Source organism: Pseudomonas sp. TUM25319 (assembly GCF_056388475.1).
On the sequence record NZ_CM150751.1, the window covers coordinates 6857974 to 6875782 of the forward strand.

The following is a 17809-nucleotide window of genomic DNA, read 5'->3' on the forward strand; positions in this document are numbered from 1 at the left end:
TCGCCTCAGCCGGGAAAATCCCGGGCCAGGCGCGTCAGGATGCGGTCCAGGGCATTGGCGAACGCCTGTTTCTCGCGATCGCCATACGGCGCCTGGCCGCCACCGACCTGCCCCTGCTCACGCAGGTCGGTGAACAGGTTACGCACTGCCAGACGCTCGCCCATGTTGCGCTCGTCGAACTCGCGGCCTCGCGGATCGAGGGCGGCAACGCCGTTCTTCACCAGTCGATCGGCCAGCGGCACATCGCTGCAGATCACCAGCTCGCCGGGAACGGCATGCTCCACCAGGTAATCGTCGGCGGCATCCGGCCCGCTGGGCACCACGATCAGCTTGACGCAGGCGAACGGCGGTTTGGCCTGAGGCCCGCCTGCGACCATCACCACTTCGAACTGACGCTTTAAAGCGAATTTGACGACTTGATCCCTGGCCAGCTTCGGGCAGGCATCGGCGTCGATCCAGACACGCATGCTTGAGTTATCCACAACGACTTGAAACGGGCGGGCAGTATCGCCGCTCGCCCGCCCCGCTTCAAATCAGGCTGCCACGCGGCGCGACGCCAGCCAACTGCGCCCGTAGAGCACGGCGATCGCCAGCAACGCGGCACACTGGGCCGCCAGCGAATAGGCGTCGGCGTGGATACCCAGCCATTCGAAGTCGAAGAACGCCACTGGATGGGTGCCGAACACCCCGGCTTCCTGCAGCGCCTTGACCCCGTGGCCGGCGAAGACCACCGACAGCGCACACAACAGCGCCGCGTTGATACTGAAGAACAGCGACAGCGGCAGCCTGGCCGAACCGCGCAGGATCACCCAGGCCAGGCCCACCAGCAGCACCAGCGCCGTGGCGCCACCGGCCAGCACCGCCTGGTGACCGGCCGGGCCGGCCTGCAGCCAGAGGGTTTCGTAGAACAGGATGACTTCGAACAGCTCGCGGTAAACCGAGAAGAACGCCAGCACGGCAAAGCCGAAACGACCGCCGCCGCCCACCAGGCTGCTCTTGATGTAGTCCTGCCAGGCTGCGGCATGGCGGCGGTCATGCATCCAGACGCCGAGCCAGAGCACCATCACGCAGGCGAACAGCGCCGTGCAGCCTTCCAGCAGCTCACGCTGGGCGCCGCCGACGTCAATCACGTAGGCCGCCAGCGCCCAGGTGGCGAAACCGGCCACCAGCGCCAGGCCCCAACCGACGTTGACACTGCGCACCGCCGCCTGCTGGCCGGTGTTGCGCAGGAAGGCGAGGATCGCCGCCAGTACCAGAATCGCTTCCAGACCTTCGCGCAGCAGGATCAGCAAGCCCGAGAGGTAGCTCAGCGACCAGCTCAGGCCATCACCGCCCAGCAGGTCGGCACAGGTTTTCAGCTTGGCCTTGGCCAGCTCCAGCTTCTCTTTCACCTGCTCCAGCGGCAGGCCGTCCTGCAGCGATTGCCGGTAGGCCATCAGGGCCTTTTCGGTGTCCTTGCGCACGTTGCTGTCGACGTTGTCCAGCGAGCTTTCCACCAGCTCGAAGCCTTCCAGATAAGCCGCCACCGACAGGTCGTAGGCCTGCTCGTGGTCACCGTTCTGGTAGGCGGCAAGGCTCTGGTCGAGGGTATTGGCGGTGTAGTCGAGCAACTGGCCGGGGCCCCGCTGGACCTGTGGCGGCTTGGCCCGCTGGGCACGGAAGGTCTGCACGGCTTCCGGCCCCCGGGCGGCTTCGACCTCGGCCGGTGTCTGGCGGGCCAGGTCACCGAGGCTGAAGGCCTTGTCACCGGTCGCCTTGGCCGGATCGGCGGTGAAGCTGGCGATGTAAGTGGCCAGGTCCCAACGCTGACGCTCGTCGAGCTGGTCGGCGAAGGACGGCATGTCGGTGCCTTCGATACCCAGGCCGAGGGTGTTGTACAGGTCGTAGAGGCTCAGGCGGTCGAGTCGTGCCGCGTCGCGCAGATTGGCCGGTGCCGGCTCCAGACCGACACCCGCGGGGCCGTCGCCGAGGCCGGTATCGCCGTGGCAGACCGAGCAATGCAGGGCGTACAGCGGCGCGCCACGGGTCGGATCGGGTGTGATCAGCGGTGCCAGGGCAACCTCGTAGGCCAGCGCCAGTTCGGCACCCAGTTGCCGCGCCTGACGAGCCACCACGGCGCCGTCCTGACGCTCGTCGATGGCCTTGTGCAGGCCGCTCACGCCATCCTGCAACGCCTTGCGCTGGGGCCGATCGGGCAACGCCGCCAACAGCCCCTGCACCGTGCCGGCGAATTCCAGTTGCTCGCGGTATTCGGAATCGTCCACCACCTTGCCGGCGTCCACCGTGGCCGGGTAGTCCGCGCCGATGTAATCCAGCAGGTGCAGGGCCTTCGCCGCCCCCTCGACAGGTTCGGCCAGTGCCGTGGCACTGCCCAGGGCCAGCACTGGCCACAGCAGCCAGGCAAGTAAACGGGTGCGGGAAATCATGAGGCCGGTCTCGGACGGTAGCAGTAAGGCCAATATTGTTTACCGGCGCCCATGCGGGCTCAAGACGAATCGTAAAAATTCGCAACAATTTCATTAAGTGCACTTTCCGCCGCCTGAAAGTTACCGTTCATCGGGCACTTCGGGGATAATGGCACCCGTACTGGCACTCACCCTTGGTAACAAACAACGCGCCGGGAACACCGGAAGTTCGCGCTTATAATGCACGCCTTTCGATATATCCATTCGGAATTAAAAACAACCAAAAATACCTTTTCGGACATACCGAAAGGAATCCTCTCACAATCAGGGAAGAGACAATGAAGTCCCGTGTGCTTACTGTCGCCACACTGTTCGTGGCGGCCCAACTCACTGGCTGCTCGGTATTCCGCAGCTACGACAACGAGTTGAAGGAAACCAACCAGCACCTCACCAGCGGCAACATCGACGCCGCGCTGGCAGTGCTGGAAAAGAACAACAAGGGCGAAGACAAGGATCTTCTCTACTACTTCGAAAAGGGCGAGCTGCTGCGCTCCAAGGGTGACCTGGCCGGCAGCCAGCTCGCCTGGCGCGAGGCCGACGGGCTGGTCTTCAAGTGGGAGGAGTCGGTCAAGCTCGATACCGAGAAATACCTGAGCCAGTTCGGCAGCTACCTGGTCAACGACAAAGTCCGTCGCTACGAAGGCTACGACTACGAAAAAGTCATGCTGACCACGCAGATGGCACTCAATCTGCTGGCACAGAACGATTTCGACGGCGCCCGCACCGAGATCAAGAAGACCCACGAACGCGAGGCGTTGATCGCCGAACTGCGCGACAAGGAATACCTCAAGCGCGAGGAAGAGGCCGAAAAAGAAGGCGTCAAGACCGAGTACAAGGACCTGAAGGGTTACCCGGTCGCCGCCCTGGACGCCCCGGAAGTCGTGAGCCTGAAAAACAGCTATCAGAGCGCCTTCAGCCACTACCTGTCGGGCTATGTGTACGAAGCGCTGGGCGAGAAAGGCCTGGCTGCACCGGGCTACCGCAAGGCCGCCGAACTGCTGCCCAACACGCCACTGCTGGAACAGGCGCTGCTGGAACTGGATGCAGAGGCCAAGCCCGCTCCCGAGCCCGCCACCAAGGGCAAGGGCAAGAAGAGCAAGAAAGAGAAGGCCGGCGACACCGCCAAGGTCGAGGAAAAGGCTCCAGGCAGTGATGTCCTGATCGTGGTGCAAAGCGGCCTGGCTCCGGCCCGCGACTCCATGCGCATTCCGCTGCCGCTGCTGATCAGCGGTAACCTGGTGATCACTCCGCTGTCGTTCCCGATCATCCGCGAAGACACCTCCACCGCTCACGTCGGCCAGATCCAGCTCGACAACCGCAGCATCGGCCTGACTGCGCTCAACAGCACCTCGGCCATGTCCCGCCGCGCCCTGCGCGATGACATGCCGGGCGTCATCCTGCGTACCAGCGTGCGCGCCATCACCCGTGGCGTCGCGCAGAAGCAGATCAACGACGTGAACCCGCTGGCCGGTCTCGCCGTGGGCCTGGCCTCGGCCATCACCGAAGGCGCAGACACCCGCACCTGGCGCACCCTGCCCAACGAAACCCTGGTCGCCCGCGTGCGCCTGGCCCCCGGCGAACACCAGCTGAGCCTGCCGTCTGGCCTGGGCGGCAGCAAAATCACGGTAAAGGTCGATCGTCCTTATCAGGTCGTCGCCCTGCGCGTGGTCGGCAACCAGGTCTTCGCCGCCGGTTCCGCCACGCTTGTCACGCCTCCTGCGTCGGCTACCGCCGTCGCCCTCAAGTAAACGAAGGACTCGTCATGCGTTTCAAACTCGCCATTGCCCTCGCCACCGCCCTGCTGGCCGGTTGCGCCACCCCACCCCCACCGGCGCCCGGCAGCGCCGCCAGCAAAGTCGTGGTGATGGGCAAGCTGAAGAACATCGAGACCGGCCCGATGCGGGTCGCCCGCGAGAACGGCTTCCTCACCGTCAAGGTGGCGCTGAACAACACCAGCAGCAGCAACAAGACCCTCTTCTACCGCTTCGCCTGGCTGGGTAACGACGGCTTCCCGGTCGCCGACGAGGAGAGCTGGAAAACCCTGACCCTGTACGGCTCGCAATCCAGCGTGCTGCCGGCCATTGCGCCGGTTCCACAGGCCACCGATTTCCGCCTCGAAGTCCAGTCCCAGTAAGTTTTTACAGGAGTTTTACCGATGAAATACGCCCGTCTTTCCGCTCTCGCCGCCGTTGTCGTCCTGGCCACTGGCTGCTCCTCGCCTTCCCCGGTACTGGGTGGCAAGAACATCAGCTACGGCGACAGCAAGGCCGTTGAGCTGGTGACCAACGAATTCGGCTCCACCGACCTGCAGATGATCGCCGAAAGCATGACCCGTTCGCTGGCCCAGTCCGGCGTACTGCATGGGCGTCCGGTGGTACAGGTCTACGACGTGAAGAACAAGACCAGCGAGTACATCGATACCCGCGAGATCACCACTTCGATCAAGACCCAGCTGATGAAGTCCGGCACCGCCCGCTTCGCCAGCGACAACACCGAGATGCAGAGCCAGGTCGACCAGCTCAAGCTGCAGAACCAGAGCGGCCTGTACAAGAAGAACACCGTCGCCAAGACCGGCAACATGATCGCCGCCAAATATCGCCTGGAAGGCTCGATCAGCTCCATCGTCAAGCGCAGCAGCGACTACAAGGACGTGTTCTACAAGTTCAGCCTGCAACTGATCGACGTCGAAAGCGGCTTGGCCGAGTGGATGGACGAAAAAGAAATCCGCAAGACCACGGAGCGATAAGTCATGCGCGCATGGATGGGAATTCTGGGCCTGGCCTGCGCCTTCGGCGTGCAGGCGGCCCCCAAGGTTGCAGTCACTGACCTGGCGTATCAGGAGCGCGTGGAGCAGTACATCCACATCGTCGCGGCACAGAGCAACGCCCAGGCGAGCCGATACCACGCCAACAGCTCGTCGAGCTATGCCGAGTTCGAAAGCCGTGACAGCTACATCGAGCAGACCGAGCTGCGCAAGTTCAGCGGCGACATTAAGGGCGAAATCCTCAAGACCGGCATGTTCCAGCTGGTGCAGGGCACGCCCTACACCGCCGATGCCAAGGGTGACGTCTACGACATCATCAAGCGCATCAAGGCCGGCAACTTCAAGGGCGCCGACTACGTGCTGTTCGGCACCCTGTCGGACATCGACTTCCAGCGCGATATCAACGCCCTCGACCACACCGACAGCTACTCGGCGGTGCTGGGCCTGAGCCTGGTGGCGGATTTCAGCCTGATCAACACCCGCACCTACGAGATCACCTCGGCGTTCACCGCCACTGGTGAAGGACAGGACACCAAGCTGGTCAACGGCCGGGATATCAAGGTCAGCCTGAACCGGCCGCGAGTGGTACGCGAAGTGTCGAAGGAACTGGGCATCGATGTAGCCCGGCAACTGGCCGAGCAATTGGGCGGCCCGGTCCCGGGGCAGCCACGCAGCTATCAGGGTGGCAACAACCTGCCACCGGACGAGCCGGCGCAGATCCTGCGCTAAAGGCGCGCTTCAAGCCCCTTGCACGCAATGTGAGGGGGCTTGAAGACCGCAGCAGCAATCAGCCCACGGCCGTCTCAAGCCTGGCAGTTGCCAGATGACGCTCCCGCAGCCAGAGAAAGAGTGGCAATGCCAGCGACGGCCCGACGGCCAGACTGGCCAGCGGCAGCCACAGCCGGGGAATCGCGAGCCTGCGGCCTTCGGCGATCACGAACACCATCACCACCAGCCCTGAAATCAGCACATCCGCCCAGGCGAATGCGGCGATACGTTCAGCGGTTGCCTGCTGTATCAGCAACGGAATGTCGAGACTGTGGGCAGAAAGCCACGGGATGAACTGTGAGAGGGGCAACGCCGCGCCGGCAAGGCAGAAAAGAAGGTAGATGACCTGCATGTGAACTCCTGTAAGACCAACCTGAAACGAAGGCGACCCTCCCGGTCGCCTTTTTCATTGCCGTAGGCGTCAGACCGGCGCCCGGCGAATGGTCGCCAGCAGGGTCGCCGCGCCAAGGAACAGACCGGCAAAAGTACGGTTCATCCGCCGTTGCTGCTTGGGCGTGCGCAGCAGACGCAGCACCTTGGCGGCAAGACCGGTGTAGCCGGCCATCACCAGCAGGTCCACGCTGATCATGGTCACGGTGATCGCCACGTACTGCGGCAGCAGCGGCTCGTGGGGGTTGATGAACTGCGGCAGCACCGCGAGCATGAACACCAGCGCCTTGGGGTTGCTGACGTTGACCAGGAAGCCACGGAATACCAGGCTCAACGGTTTGCCGATCGGCCGTACTGCGGACTCGTCGGAAAGGTCCGCCGGCAATGCCCGCCATTGCTTCACCGCCAGGTAGATCAGGTAGGCAACGCCGAACCACTTGATGATCTGGAACGCCGTGGCCGACGCCGCAAGGATGGCGCCAACGCCGGCGGCAATGATCGCGATCTGCAGGATCAGGCCCAGCTGCAGGCCCAGGGCGTTCCAGTAACCGCGCCAGAAACCATATTGCAGACCGCAGGACATGGAGGCGATGGCCCCCGCACCCGGCGACAGACTGATAACCCAACAGGCGGCAAAAAAAGCCAACCACGTTTCCAGCGACATCTCACACCTCGGCCAAAAAAACGGTTCAAGGGCTCAACGCTAATCCGCCTGAGGGAAAATCACCACAAAAGTTTTCGGGAAACCATCAGTTGCTGGACGACCTGTCCTCGACCACCAACGGCAGCACGTCGCTACCGCGCCAGCGGCGTACGGACTTCTGGAAGAACTGGCTGTTGGGTACCTGCACCAGCGCTCCGCCGGTTTCAGGCAACTCCACCAGGGTGGTGAACAGCAGGTTGATGGCGGTGACCCGGCCCTTGATACCCGGCTTGTCGGTGGTGTCCACCAGTTCGACCACATCACCGATGCGGAACGGCCCGACGGTGAAGATCAGCACTGCACAGAGCAAGTTGGACAGCACGCTCCAGATCGCGAAGAAGGCCACCGCCGCTACCGCGACGAAGCCCGACAACGCGGTCCACAACACCGTCGCGGACACGCCGAGGCGCTCCAGCACGAACAACAGTGCGCTGCCCATGATCAGCCAGCGCAGGCCACCGCGCAGCGGCACCATCAATTGTGGCGGCAACGGATAGCGCTCGCTCAGGCGCTTCAGGCAGCGGGCCACCAGCCTTTGCAGGATGAAGGCCACCACCAGGATCAGCAGGATCTGCAGGCCCATCCAGAAAGGTCCGATCCACTCCACTGGCAACATCTGCCGCAACGACTCCATCAGGACAACGCCTCCAGCTCCGCCTGCATGGTCTCCAGCACTTCCAGCGCCTCCATCCAGGCCTCTTCCAGTTCTGCCTCTCGCCCCTTGAGCTGGGCCTGACGGGCCAGCAGGTCGCGCAACTCATCCTTGCGCGCCGCCTCGTAGACACCGCTGTCACCGAGGCTCGCCTCGACCTTGGCCAGCTCGGTATGGACCTTGCCCAGGTCGGCTTCGAGCTTCTCGGCCTGGCGCTTGTGCGGTGCCAGTTGCTGGCGCAGGGCCGCAGCAGCCTGGCGCTGGGCCTTCTTGTCGGTCTTGTCCGGGTTGACCGGCGCGTTACTCACCGGTGCAGTACGTTGGCGATATTCCACCAGCCAGCGGGCGTAGTCGTCGAGGTCACCGTCGAAGGCTTCCATCTTGCCGTCCGCGACCAGCAGGAACTCGTCGGTGGTGCTCTTGAGCAGGTGACGATCGTGGGAAACCACGACGACCGCACCGCTGAACTCCTGCAATGCCATGGTCAGCGCCAGGCGCATTTCCAGGTCCAGGTGGTTGGTCGGCTCATCGAGCAGCAGCAGGTTCGGCCGTTCCCAGGCGATCAACGCCAGGGCCAGGCGGGCCTTTTCACCACCAGAGAAATTCAGCACCGGCTCGTCGCAGCGGTTGCCACGGAAGTCGAAGCCGCCCAGGAAGTCGCGCAGCGTCTGTTCGCGCTCGGTCGGCGCCAGGCGCTGCAGGTGCAGCAACGGGCTGGCCTTGCTATCCAGCGAGTCGAGCTGATGCTGGGCGAAGTAGCCTACCGAGGTGTTCTCACCCCGCACCAGACGACCGGCCAACGGCTCAAGCTCGCCGGCGAGGTTCTTGATCAGGGTCGACTTGCCCGCACCGTTGGGGCCGAGCAGGCCGATACGGGCGCCCGGCGCCAGTTGCAGCTTGATCTTCTCCAGCACGGTCTTGTCGCCGTAGCCGAGACGGGCCTCGGACAGATCGAGCAACGGGCTGGAAATCTTCTGCGACTCACGGAACACGAAGTCGAACGGCGAATCGACATGCGCCGCCGACAGTTCCTCCATGCGCTCCAGGGCCTTGATCCGGCTCTGTGCCTGGCGGGCCTTGGTGGCCTGGGCCTTGAACCGGGCAATGTACTTTTCCATGTGCGCGCGCTGCGCCTGCTGCTTCTCGTAGGCCTGCTGCTGCTGCGCCAGGCGCTCGGCACGGGCCCGCTCGAAGGCGGTGTAGCCACCGCGATAGAGCGTCAGCTTGCACTGCTCGACATGGGCGACGTGATCGACCACGGCATCGAGGAAATCGCGGTCGTGGGAGATCAGCAGCAGCGTGCCGGGGTAGCTCTTGAGCCAGTCTTCCAGCCAGAGGATGGCATCGAGGTCCAGGTGGTTGGTCGGTTCGTCGAGCAGCAGCAAGTCGGACGGACACATCAACGCCTGCGCCAGGTTCAGACGCATCCGCCAGCCACCGGAAAAGTCGCCGACACGGCGGTCCATCTGCTCGTTGCTGAAACCGAGGCCGGCCAGCAACTTGCGCGCCCGGGCGTCGGCGGTATAGCCGTCGGCACTGTCGAGTTCGACATGCAGTCGCGCCAGGGCAGCGTTGTCATGGGCGGCTTCGGCGGCGGCAAGGGCGTCCTGGACCTGGCGCAGACGGATATCGCCGTCGAGCACGTAATCCACGGCCAGCCGATCGAGGGTATCGACCTCCTGGCGCATATGGGCGATACGCCAGTCGCCAGGCAGTTGGCAGTCACCCGAGTCCGGGGTGAGCTCGCCACGCAGCAGCGCGAACAGGCTGGACTTGCCGGCGCCGTTGGCACCGATCAAACCGGCTTTCTGGCCGGCGTGCAGGGTGAGCTCCGCGCCTTCTAGCAGGCGTTGCGGACCACGCTGTAAAGTGAGGTTCGAGAGTCTGATCATAATGGCCGCGGAGTCTACCAGCTTCGATGGCAACTGGCGCGAGTGGGACCATGCACACCGACCTGTGGAATTTTGCTCTTGGGCTCTACGCCCGCCCCGGCGTGGAAGCCGCCTGCCTGGAATTGCAGGCCCAGGGTGCGGATGTCTGCCTGCTGCTGTGTGGTGCCTGGCTGGATCGGCGTGGCGTCATGCCGAATGGCAACCGAGCCGCACAGCTGCGCAAGCTGGCCGGCCCCTGGCAACGGGAAGTAGTGCAGCCGCTGCGCACGCTCCGACAACAGTGGCGCGCAGAAGCCGCGCACGATGCGGAACTGGCACTGCTACGGGAGCGGGTGAAAGCGCTGGAACTGGATGCCGAGCGCCGGCAACTGGATCGGCTCGAGAGGGTTTGCGAGGGCTGGCCGAACGGGGACGAAGCCCCGTTGGATAGCTGGCTGGTCCGGCTGGCACCGGCAGCCACCCGGCACCACGACGCGCTGCAGGTGCTGCGCGCCGCGATACCGACGACTCAGGACGCCGAAGACGGCGACTGAGGGGTTGCCGCGGGTGCGGCGGCTGGTGCGCTGGAAGCAGAAGAGGCGGCCGGTGCCGGGGTAGCCGACGGCGCTGGAGTTGCAGCAGGCGTTGCGGGCTTGGCAGCAGCCGGTTTGGCGGCGGCTGGCTTGGCAGGTGCCTTCGTCGCCGCAGGTTTGGCCGGGGCTTTGGCAACAGCTGGCTTGGCTGCTGGTTTGGCCGGAGCCTTGGCGGTCGCAGGTTTGGCGGCTGGCTTGGCTGGGGCTTTGGCAGCGGCTGCAGGCTTGGCGGCCGGTTTGGCGGGGGCTTTGGCAGCGGCTGCAGGCTTGGCGGCTGGCTTGGCCGAAGCCTTGGCAGCAGCGGGCTTCGCGGCCGGTGTAGCCGCAGCCTTGGCAGCTACCGGCTTGGCAGCGGGTTTGGCTGGAGCCTTGGCAGCGGCAGCTTTGGCGGCTGGCTTGGCAGGAGCCTTGGCCGCTACAGGCTTGGCGGCCGGTTTAGCCGCGGCCTTGGCTGCTGCAGGTTTGGCAACCGCCTTGGCCGGAGCCTTGGCCGCTACAGGCTTGGCGGCGGCTTTGGCTGGAGCCTTGGCAGCAGCGGCTTTGGCAGCGGGCTTGGCCGCTGCCTTGGTCGCGGCAGGCTTGGCCGCAGCCGGCTTCGCTGCAGGTTTGGCTGGTGCCTTGGCAGCCGCAGCCTTGGCGGCTGGTTTCGCGGGTTTGGCCGCAGCTTTCGTGGCAGCCTTGGCCGGTACACGGGTAGACAGTGCCTTGGCCGCAGCCTCGCGAACTTTACCTACGCCCTGAGCCAGTTTCAGACTTTCCTGAGCATCACGCTTGAGTTGCGCAATATATGCGCGAGTTTCGGTCTGGTGATCTTTCAGCGAATTGAGCACTTTTTCCAATTCACCGACGGCATTTTTTGCCTTGTCCTGAGCCTTGGCTTTACCCGCGGCAGCAGCGTCCTGAAGTTTCAGACGGGACTTGTGCAGTTTCTCCTGCGCCTTGCCACGTTGTTTTTCCAACTTGGCCAAGAGTTTTTCCGCATCAGCCAGCGCTTGAGAGCAGGCATTTTCCAAATGCTCGAGCAGGCTGCCCGAGAGTTGTTGTAGCAGGTGCAAAGGCGTATTGACTGGCTTCTTGTTGGCCGACATGGCTTACCTCCTGGCTGACGAAATTGCGGCTCATACTAGACCTGTGCTGCTATCGCCGCTAGGGCATGTTGACCGTAAAGAACACGCCGCGTTGCATGCCTGGGCAAAGTTGTTATCACTGCAGCTCGAAACAAGTGTAGATGCTGAATTAGCAGCCGCTGACAATTAACTAACTTGGCGCGTGCATACAGGCATAATCCTGAGCGCCGCAACACTTGTTGCCGACTTCGGAGCCCGCCCGTGCCGCGCTACTTCCTGCTGTCTTTATTCTTCATGCTGCCGCCAGTCTTCGCCCAGCAAGCCGAGACCACGACCCACGATCACGACCTCGCCTACAGCCTCGGCGCAAGCCTGGGTGAGCGCCTGCGCCAGGAAGTACCGGGCCTGCAGCTCCAGGCACTGATCGAGGGGCTGCAACAGGCTTACCAGAACAAGCCACTGGCGTTGAGCCAGGCACGCATCGATGCCGTGCTCGCCCAGCATGACCAGCAGGCGAACGCGGCAGCGGCCCAGTCGCAGGTGGAACAGGCACTGGCAGCGGAAAAACGCTTCATCGCCAACGAGCGTGGTCGTGCCGGGGTACGGGAATTGAGCGATGGTGTGCTGATGACCCAGTTGCAAGCTGGCAGCGGCAGCCAACCCAAAGCGGGCGGCAAGGTTCAGGTACGCTACGTGGGCAAGTTGCCGGACGGCACGGTGTTCGACCAGAACGATCAACCCCAGTGGTTCAACCTGAACAGTGTGATCGAAGGCTGGCAAGCGGCATTGCCGGAGATGGCGACAGGATCGAAATATCGCCTGGTGATCCCCTCGGCGCTGGCCTATGGCGCAGATGGCGCAGGCGACCTGATCGCGCCCTATACGCCGCTGGTATTCGAGATCGAATTGCTCGGCGTTGCCGACTGAAGCGCCGGCAACGTCCCGGGGCAAGGCTCAGGCTTCGGCCGGAGCCTCTTCCTTGTGCGCGTTATGCAGGACTTCGATCAGGCAATCTTCCAGTTCGAAGCGCTCGCGCAACTGGGCACCCAGCTTGTTCAGCTCTTCAGCGAAACGCTCGGCGTCAGTGCACTTGCCCTCGGTGCAGTGGTCGTTGAAGGCCAGAGCATTTTCCGTGATCGCATCCACGCGCTCGCCGATCTGCTCCATCAGCTCCAACCCGCGGTTATCGCCAAATGCCTTGGCTTCACTCACCAGTTGCTCGCGGATTTCGAAGTGCCAGGCTGACACGTAGTCAACGAGGATCTGGCAGAACGGATCGTTGGAGTGTTTGTCGGCAAAGACAGGCTTGGCATCACGCAACGCTCGAAAAGCAGTGACCAGCTCCTTGCGCTCCTGCAGCCAGCGGTCAATGAGCTTGTGAACCCCACCCCAGCGTTCCTGAGCATTCTGACAACTATCTAACATGGCGGTCTCATCCCTAGTGGGTCTTGCCTCTGCGCCCCCGTATCTCAAGCCTGAGATACAAACAGGAATATCGGCAGACGGCATTGAGCAGCAGTGTTTTCGGTATGCGTGCAGGGGAGATTATTCCCGCACGCCCTTGGCTTCAAGGTACGCAGGTGACTAGTTTCATACAAGTGTTTGAGCCTGCGACGCATCGCCACTCGTCAATCGAAGACCGGTGGCACTCTTTCATGACCGCGCTGAATCATCGGGGTTCAAGCGATGCCGAGCGATCAGCCGAGAAAGGACCAGGACGCCCAGCCCGAAGAATGTCAGCAGACTCCACTCCGGCGCACTCATGTCCAGAAAGCTCCAGGTGATCGGCGCACACTCCGCCCAACCCGACAGCATCCCGTGCAGCCAGTCGCCCGCTGATGCCTGCCCGGCCACCGCAGGGTTGGCGTGTGCGCAGGAAACGCCGCTGGCTACAGCACCCTGCAACCAGACATGCCGGGCCGCGAGCGTCGCGCCGGCGAAAGCGAGGCTCAGGCAGGCCCAGAGATGGAAGCGGGTACGGGCCGAACCATGGATGAGTGCGCTGACACAAACCAGCGCGAATGCGCCCAGCAGAATCCGCTGCCCCTGGCACAGCTGGCACGCGACCTGGCCCAGACCGTACTCAAGATAGAACGCAGCACAGAGCACGAGCACGGAGGCCAGGAGAGCCGGGAAGAAGAATGAGCGAAAGCAAGCCAATTGCATGGCGGAACCAGGGAAAACGGAGACAGCGCAACGGTAGAGGAAATACCCCCTTTGTTTCAAGAAGCAACCGAGCAGACAACTCCCTGATTACCAATGGAAATTTCGCCGAAAAACATAGGAAAATTCCGTAATGCCCATCAGGCGATTCCGAGAGGCGCCGTGAAATATCCAAAAGGCTTATTTCACGGCGACAGCTCAAGCCCTGACCTGGTCGGGAAGCGGCAGGGCCAACAGGCGCTCGTCCAGCAGACCGAGCCCTTCCTGAAACAGCGCGTTGCTGCGTTCGTTGTCGCCCAGACCGGCGAGCAGACGGGCCAGTTCGGCGCACGCTTCGGGGTTGCGCTGCAGGCGCAGGCTGCCTTCCAGGTAATCCCGCGCCTTGCCCCACAGACGGTTCTGCAGGCTCAGCCGACCCAGAGTCAACAACAAGCCTGGATCATCCGGGTGCGCCTTGAGCCAGCCCTCGGCCGTCTGCAACTGCCGCGCCGGGTCGCTGCCACGCACCAGGCCATAAAGCCGTGCCAGATGGCTTTCGTACTCGCGCTTGATGGCCGCACGCAGCACCTCTTCCGCGGCGCTCTCGGCCCCCAACTGACGTAGTTGCTCGGCGTAGGCCAACACCAACTGCGGCTCCTGGCGCTGGGCGTTGGTCAGTTGCTGCCAGGCACGCTCGAGCGACTGCCGGGCGGCCTGGCCGTCTTCCTCGCGCTGCGCCGCCAGCCCCAGGTTCTCGCCCCAGGCACGGCGCTCGAGTTCGGCCAGCTCCTTGGCCGACAGTACCTTGTCCTTGCGCAGCTCCGGCATCAGGCGAATCAGCGCGGGCCAGTCACCACGCTGCTGGTACAGGCGATGCAATTGGCGAAGTACCTGCGGGTTGTGCGGATGACGCTCGTGCATGGCCTGCAAGGTCACCAGCGCAGCATCGGTGTCGCCGCGGTCCACTTGCAGTTGCGCATGGGTCAGCGCAATGGCCAGCTCCGCCTGGGGCTGGCGCTCCAGCGCGCGCTCCAGCAGGTTGTCGCTGTCCTCGGTGCGCCCCAGCTCGTTGGCCGCCCGCGCCGCGCCGAGGTAGTACAGCAGTGGCTGGCGCTCCGCCTCGGCGGCACGATGCAGGTGCTTTTGCGCGCTGGCCCATCGGCCCTCGGCGAGGTCCATCTGGCCCTGCTCGATGGCAATCCGGGTGCGACGGCTGCGGTTATGGCGCGACCACGGGTTGACCAGCCCGGTGGAAGTGAACACCAGACCGACCAGCAGCTTTACCAGCCACAGCAACAGCACCACACCCACCAGCAATGCCAGGGTCGCCCACAGGCTCGATTCGTAGCGGAAGCTGTCGTAGGCGATCAGCACATAGCCGCTGTGTCGGGCCACGGCGATCCCCAGCGCAGCGGCAACGACAATCGCCACCACCGCCAGCAGGTAGACGCGCTTCATGGCGTGACCTCCTGGGCTTTCCCGGTGGACGGTTGACGCAGCACTTCCTCGGCGGGCAGGTGACGGCGCTCGATGTAAGCCTGCACGGCGGCAAGGCTGTCGGTCAGCTCTGGCGTATTCACGGTGACCGGCGCCTTGACCAGGGCGTTGAGCTGATCGAGCATCAGCCGGCCCTGTTCGTTGTCACGGTTGAAGTTGGCGAGCAGCACGCCGCGCGCTTCATCCAGTGCCTGGCCATAGACCTTGGCCTCGCCATTGAGCGCGGCCCACTGGGCCTGCTCCAGCGCGAGGCTGAGGGCCAGTCGCACCTGGCTCAGCGCCTGCCCGGCGAGCAGTGGCTTGATGTTCTTGTCGGCGTTGAAGTCGATGCGGAAGTAGCGGGAAATCTGTTCCCACCATTGCGACCAGCGACTGGCGCCATCGCCATCGGCGGTAAAGCCGAGCAGCGATTCGCCTTGCGCCTGGAACTCCGGCGCCAGCACGTTGAGCTGCACCACCTGCTCGCGCAGCGCGGCGAGCTTGAGGAACAGGCCCGTACGGTCCGGCTGCTCAATGCTGTTGAGGGCAGCGAGGCTGCGAGCCAACTGCTCGCGGGCGGCGAACGCGGCGGGATCGCTCTGCTCACGCAGGATCTGGTCCGCGCCTTCGACCAGGGCACGGGCACTGGCGATGTCCTGCAAGGCCGACAGTCGCAGGCTGGCCAGGCGCAGCAGGTGCTCGGCCTCGGCAAGGCGCCAGTCCTTGCGGCTGGCACCGAGCACGGTTTCCAGGCGCTGGTTCAGGCGCTGCTGGTCACCCTGCAATTGCGCCACGAGACGGCGGCGGTCTTCCAGTTCACCGGCGGGCGGCAAGCTGCCCAGTTGCGCGCTGAGTTGCTGTTCACGGGCCTGCAGGGCTTCAGTCTGTTCGTTCAGTTGGCGAACCTGATCGACCTGGACCTGGTTGACCTGCTGCAGGTGACGGACCTGCCACAAGCCCCAGCCACCCGCTGCGACGCCAGCGGCGCCGAGCAACAGGGCGAGGATCGCCAGGCCATTGCCAGAGCGCCCGGAAGGCTCGGGCGACGCTGGGGTCGAGGCCTCGGACGTCGTTTGAAGATCATCGTTGGGCAAGGCTGTTTCGCTCACGTATCCATCCTTTGCATTGAGGCGCGTCGCATCAGCTTAGCGCCTTAGGAAGCGGGTGCAGGGGTTTCCTGCAACGCCGCCAGCAAAGCCGCGGCACTGGCGCCACGGCAATCCACCACGTTCTGCGCACCGGCCAGGCGGGCCATCTCGGCCACCCGCGGGCTTGGTACGAACAAGGGCAAGCGCGCCAGGCTCGGCCAATCGCGGGCAGCCAGGCTGCGCAGGTGTTCGAATCCCTGCCCACTGCTGACCACCAGGCCATTCAAGCGTTCCGCCGAGACCCGCTGCACCAGGGTACCGGCAGGGTAGTCGGGCAGTACCCGACGGTACAGTGGCAGGTAGTCGACCTTCGCCCCCAGCGCGGTCAACTGTCCGGCCAGCAGCTCGCGCCCCTCCTCGCCCCGCAGGATCAACACCCGCGGTTGCGCCTGGGCCAGCGCCGCCTGCAGTTGCGGCAGGCGCAGCAGCGCTTCGCTGTCATCGCCACCGTCGGGAAAATGTACCCTCAGGCCATGGCCTTGCAGCACGCCAGCCGTCGCGGCGCCGACGCTGAACCAGTCCGGGCCGGCGAGTTGCCCGCCCGTTTCATCCAGCAGCGCAAGGCCAAGCTTCGCCGCCGGCTTGCTGACCACGATAACCGCACAGTAAGGGTCGAGATTGCGCACCAGCGCCCGATGCTGCTCCGAAACCGCCAAGGGCTCGATATCCAGCAATGGCATGCAACTGCCATGCACGCCTGCAGCCGCGAGGGTGGCGGCAAGCGCCGCACAGTCCTCGGCCGGACGGGTCAGCAGCAGTCGCCACGAGGTCACGGGTGGCCGGCCTCGCCGTAGACTGCCTTGAGAATGTCTCCCGCCCCTTGGGCCAGCAGCGCTTCAGCGACCTGCACGCCCAGGGTTTCGGCTTGCGCCCGCGGTGCGCGGGCCTCGGCGTTGAGCAGCGCACCGCCGGCAGGCTCGCCCACCAGGCCGCGCAGCCACAACTGATCGCCTTCCAGCACCGCATAGCAGGCGATCGGTACCTGGCAGCCGCCGTTGAGGTGTTTGTTCAGGGCACGTTCGGCGCTGACGCGATCGGCGGTGTCGGCGTGGTGCAGCGGCGCCAGCAAGGCATGGATCTCGTGGTCGGCGGTGCGACATTCGATGCCCACCGCGCCCTGGCCACCTGCCGGCAGACTGTCATCGACGCTGATGGTGTCGGTGATGCGGTCTTCGAAGCCAAGGCGGATCAGGCCGGCGGCGGCGAGAATGATGGCGTCGTACTCGCCGGCATCGAGCTTGGCCAGGCGCGTGTTGACGTTACCGCGCAGGAAGCGGATTTCCAGGTCAGGACGACGCGCCAGCAACTGGGCCTGGCGGCGCAGGCTGGAAGTGCCGACGATGCTGCCCTGCGGCAGCGCATCGAGGCTGGCGAAGGTATTGGAAACGAAAGCATCGCGCGGATCTTCACGCTCGCAGATGCAGAACAGCCCCAGGCCTTCGGGGAAGTCCATCGGCACATCCTTCATCGAATGCACGGCGATATCGGCTTCCTGTTCGAGCAGCGCGGTTTCCAGTTCCTTGACGAACAGGCCCTTGCCGCCGATTTTCGACAGCGGCGAGTCGAGCAGCTTGTCGCCACGGCTGACCATCGGCACCAAGGTTACGATCAGCCCCGGGTGGGCCTGTTCCAGGCGGGCTTTGACATATTCGGCCTGCCACAGGGCAAGGGCGCTTTTGCGGGTGGCAATGCGGATTTCGCGAGTGGACATGGATCGATCCGTACCAGAAAGATTGGCCGGATCATAACAGTTCCGCAAAAGCCTCTTGC

The 17809-nt window shown here is 64.1% G+C and carries 19 protein-coding genes; 6 read left to right on the top strand and 13 right to left on the bottom strand.

The genetic code is table 11. From position 1 onward, the window contains the following. Window positions 1–5 precede the first annotated feature (5 nt). Both AC05QJ_RS31095 and AC05QJ_RS31100 read right to left on the bottom strand, forming a co-directional pair. Complete coding sequence (locus AC05QJ_RS31095; protein ID WP_476744983.1) at window positions 6–467, bottom strand: YaiI/YqxD family protein; 462 nt, start codon at window positions 465–467, stop codon at window positions 6–8. A 66-nt stretch (window positions 468–533) separates the two neighbouring features. After that, window positions 534–2426 carry an FTR1 family protein gene (locus AC05QJ_RS31100; protein WP_476744984.1) on the bottom strand — a complete coding sequence of 631 codons (1893 nt, stop codon included), beginning with the start codon at window positions 2424–2426 and terminating at the stop codon, window positions 534–536. A 317-nt stretch (window positions 2427–2743) separates the two neighbouring features. Between AC05QJ_RS31100 and AC05QJ_RS31105 the strand changes: the two genes are divergently transcribed. From AC05QJ_RS31105 to AC05QJ_RS31120, 4 genes are read left to right on the top strand one after another with little or no spacing between them, the layout of a single operon-like run. After that, window positions 2744–4213: a COG3014 family protein gene (locus tag AC05QJ_RS31105; RefSeq protein ID WP_476744985.1), complete on the top strand. Its 1470-nt coding sequence runs from the start codon at window positions 2744–2746 to the stop codon at window positions 4211–4213. 14 nt (window positions 4214–4227) lie between these two features. Continuing rightward, window positions 4228–4599 carry a YcfL family putative periplasmic lipoprotein gene (locus tag AC05QJ_RS31110; protein ID WP_476744986.1) on the top strand — a complete coding sequence of 124 codons (372 nt, stop codon included), beginning with the start codon at window positions 4228–4230 and terminating at the stop codon, window positions 4597–4599. Window positions 4600–4620: 21 nt separating this feature from the next. Then, window positions 4621–5211, top strand: coding sequence for a penicillin-binding protein activator LpoB (gene lpoB, locus AC05QJ_RS31115; protein WP_476744987.1), 591 nt, complete (start codon window positions 4621–4623; stop codon window positions 5209–5211). 3 nt (window positions 5212–5214) lie between these two features. Further along, complete coding sequence (locus AC05QJ_RS31120; protein WP_476744988.1) at window positions 5215–5958, top strand: penicillin-binding protein activator LpoB; 744 nt, start codon at window positions 5215–5217, stop codon at window positions 5956–5958. 58 nt (window positions 5959–6016) lie between these two features. On the opposite strand, the gene AC05QJ_RS31125 is transcribed toward AC05QJ_RS31120, so the two are convergent. From AC05QJ_RS31125 to AC05QJ_RS31140, 4 genes are all read right to left on the bottom strand, one after another. After that, entirely contained in the window at window positions 6017–6349 is a 333-nt protein-coding gene (locus tag AC05QJ_RS31125) for a DUF2834 domain-containing protein (RefSeq protein WP_476744989.1), read from the bottom strand. Between the two features lie 69 nt (window positions 6350–6418). After that, complete coding sequence (locus AC05QJ_RS31130; RefSeq protein WP_476744990.1) at window positions 6419–7051, bottom strand: LysE family transporter; 633 nt, start codon at window positions 7049–7051, stop codon at window positions 6419–6421. 85 nt (window positions 7052–7136) lie between these two features. Next, entirely contained in the window at window positions 7137–7724 is a 588-nt protein-coding gene (locus tag AC05QJ_RS31135; protein ID WP_476744991.1) for a mechanosensitive ion channel domain-containing protein, read from the bottom strand. Beyond that, entirely contained in the window at window positions 7724–9634 is a 1911-nt protein-coding gene (locus AC05QJ_RS31140; RefSeq protein ID WP_476744992.1) for an ATP-binding cassette domain-containing protein, read from the bottom strand. The genes AC05QJ_RS31135 and AC05QJ_RS31140 overlap by 1 nt, the downstream gene beginning before the upstream one ends. A 50-nt stretch (window positions 9635–9684) precedes the next feature. On the opposite strand from AC05QJ_RS31140, the gene AC05QJ_RS31145 reads away from it, so the two are divergent. Beyond that, window positions 9685–10167, top strand: coding sequence for a TIGR02444 family protein (locus tag AC05QJ_RS31145; protein WP_476744993.1), 483 nt, complete (start codon window positions 9685–9687; stop codon window positions 10165–10167). Here AC05QJ_RS31145 and AC05QJ_RS31150 read toward each other — a convergent pair. Beyond that, entirely contained in the window at window positions 10143–11294 is a 1152-nt protein-coding gene (locus AC05QJ_RS31150; protein ID WP_476744994.1) for an AlgP family protein, read from the bottom strand. The two genes, AC05QJ_RS31145 and AC05QJ_RS31150, sit on opposite strands and share 25 nt — an antisense overlap. 240 nt (window positions 11295–11534) lie before the next feature. Here AC05QJ_RS31150 and AC05QJ_RS31155 point away from each other — a divergent pair, with 240 nt between their 5' ends. Next, window positions 11535–12200 carry an FKBP-type peptidyl-prolyl cis-trans isomerase gene (locus AC05QJ_RS31155; protein ID WP_476744995.1) on the top strand — a complete coding sequence of 222 codons (666 nt, stop codon included), beginning with the start codon at window positions 11535–11537 and terminating at the stop codon, window positions 12198–12200. Window positions 12201–12227: 27 nt separating this feature from the next. Here AC05QJ_RS31155 and rsd read toward each other — a convergent pair whose 3' ends face one another. From rsd to hemC, 6 genes are all read right to left on the bottom strand, one after another. Next, a complete protein-coding gene (gene rsd, locus AC05QJ_RS31160; RefSeq protein WP_476744996.1) occupies window positions 12228–12698 on the bottom strand; it encodes a sigma D regulator in 471 nt (156 codons plus the stop codon). A 228-nt stretch (window positions 12699–12926) separates the two neighbouring features. Beyond that, window positions 12927–13439, bottom strand: coding sequence for a disulfide bond formation protein B (locus AC05QJ_RS31165; protein WP_476744997.1), 513 nt, complete (start codon window positions 13437–13439; stop codon window positions 12927–12929). Window positions 13440–13634: 195 nt separating this feature from the next. Then, complete coding sequence (locus tag AC05QJ_RS31170) at window positions 13635–14873, bottom strand: heme biosynthesis HemY N-terminal domain-containing protein (RefSeq protein ID WP_476744998.1); 1239 nt, start codon at window positions 14871–14873, stop codon at window positions 13635–13637. Beyond that, window positions 14870–16000: a uroporphyrinogen-III C-methyltransferase gene (locus tag AC05QJ_RS31175; RefSeq protein ID WP_476744999.1), complete on the bottom strand. Its 1131-nt coding sequence runs from the start codon at window positions 15998–16000 to the stop codon at window positions 14870–14872. Before AC05QJ_RS31175 ends, AC05QJ_RS31170 begins: the two co-directional genes overlap by 4 nt. 44 nt (window positions 16001–16044) lie before the next feature. Then, window positions 16045–16812 carry a uroporphyrinogen-III synthase gene (locus AC05QJ_RS31180; protein WP_476745000.1) on the bottom strand — a complete coding sequence of 256 codons (768 nt, stop codon included), beginning with the start codon at window positions 16810–16812 and terminating at the stop codon, window positions 16045–16047. Continuing rightward, window positions 16809–17750: a hydroxymethylbilane synthase gene (hemC, locus tag AC05QJ_RS31185; protein ID WP_476745001.1), complete on the bottom strand. Its 942-nt coding sequence runs from the start codon at window positions 17748–17750 to the stop codon at window positions 16809–16811. Before hemC ends, AC05QJ_RS31180 begins: the two co-directional genes overlap by 4 nt. Between the last annotated feature and the right edge of the window lie 59 nt (window positions 17751–17809).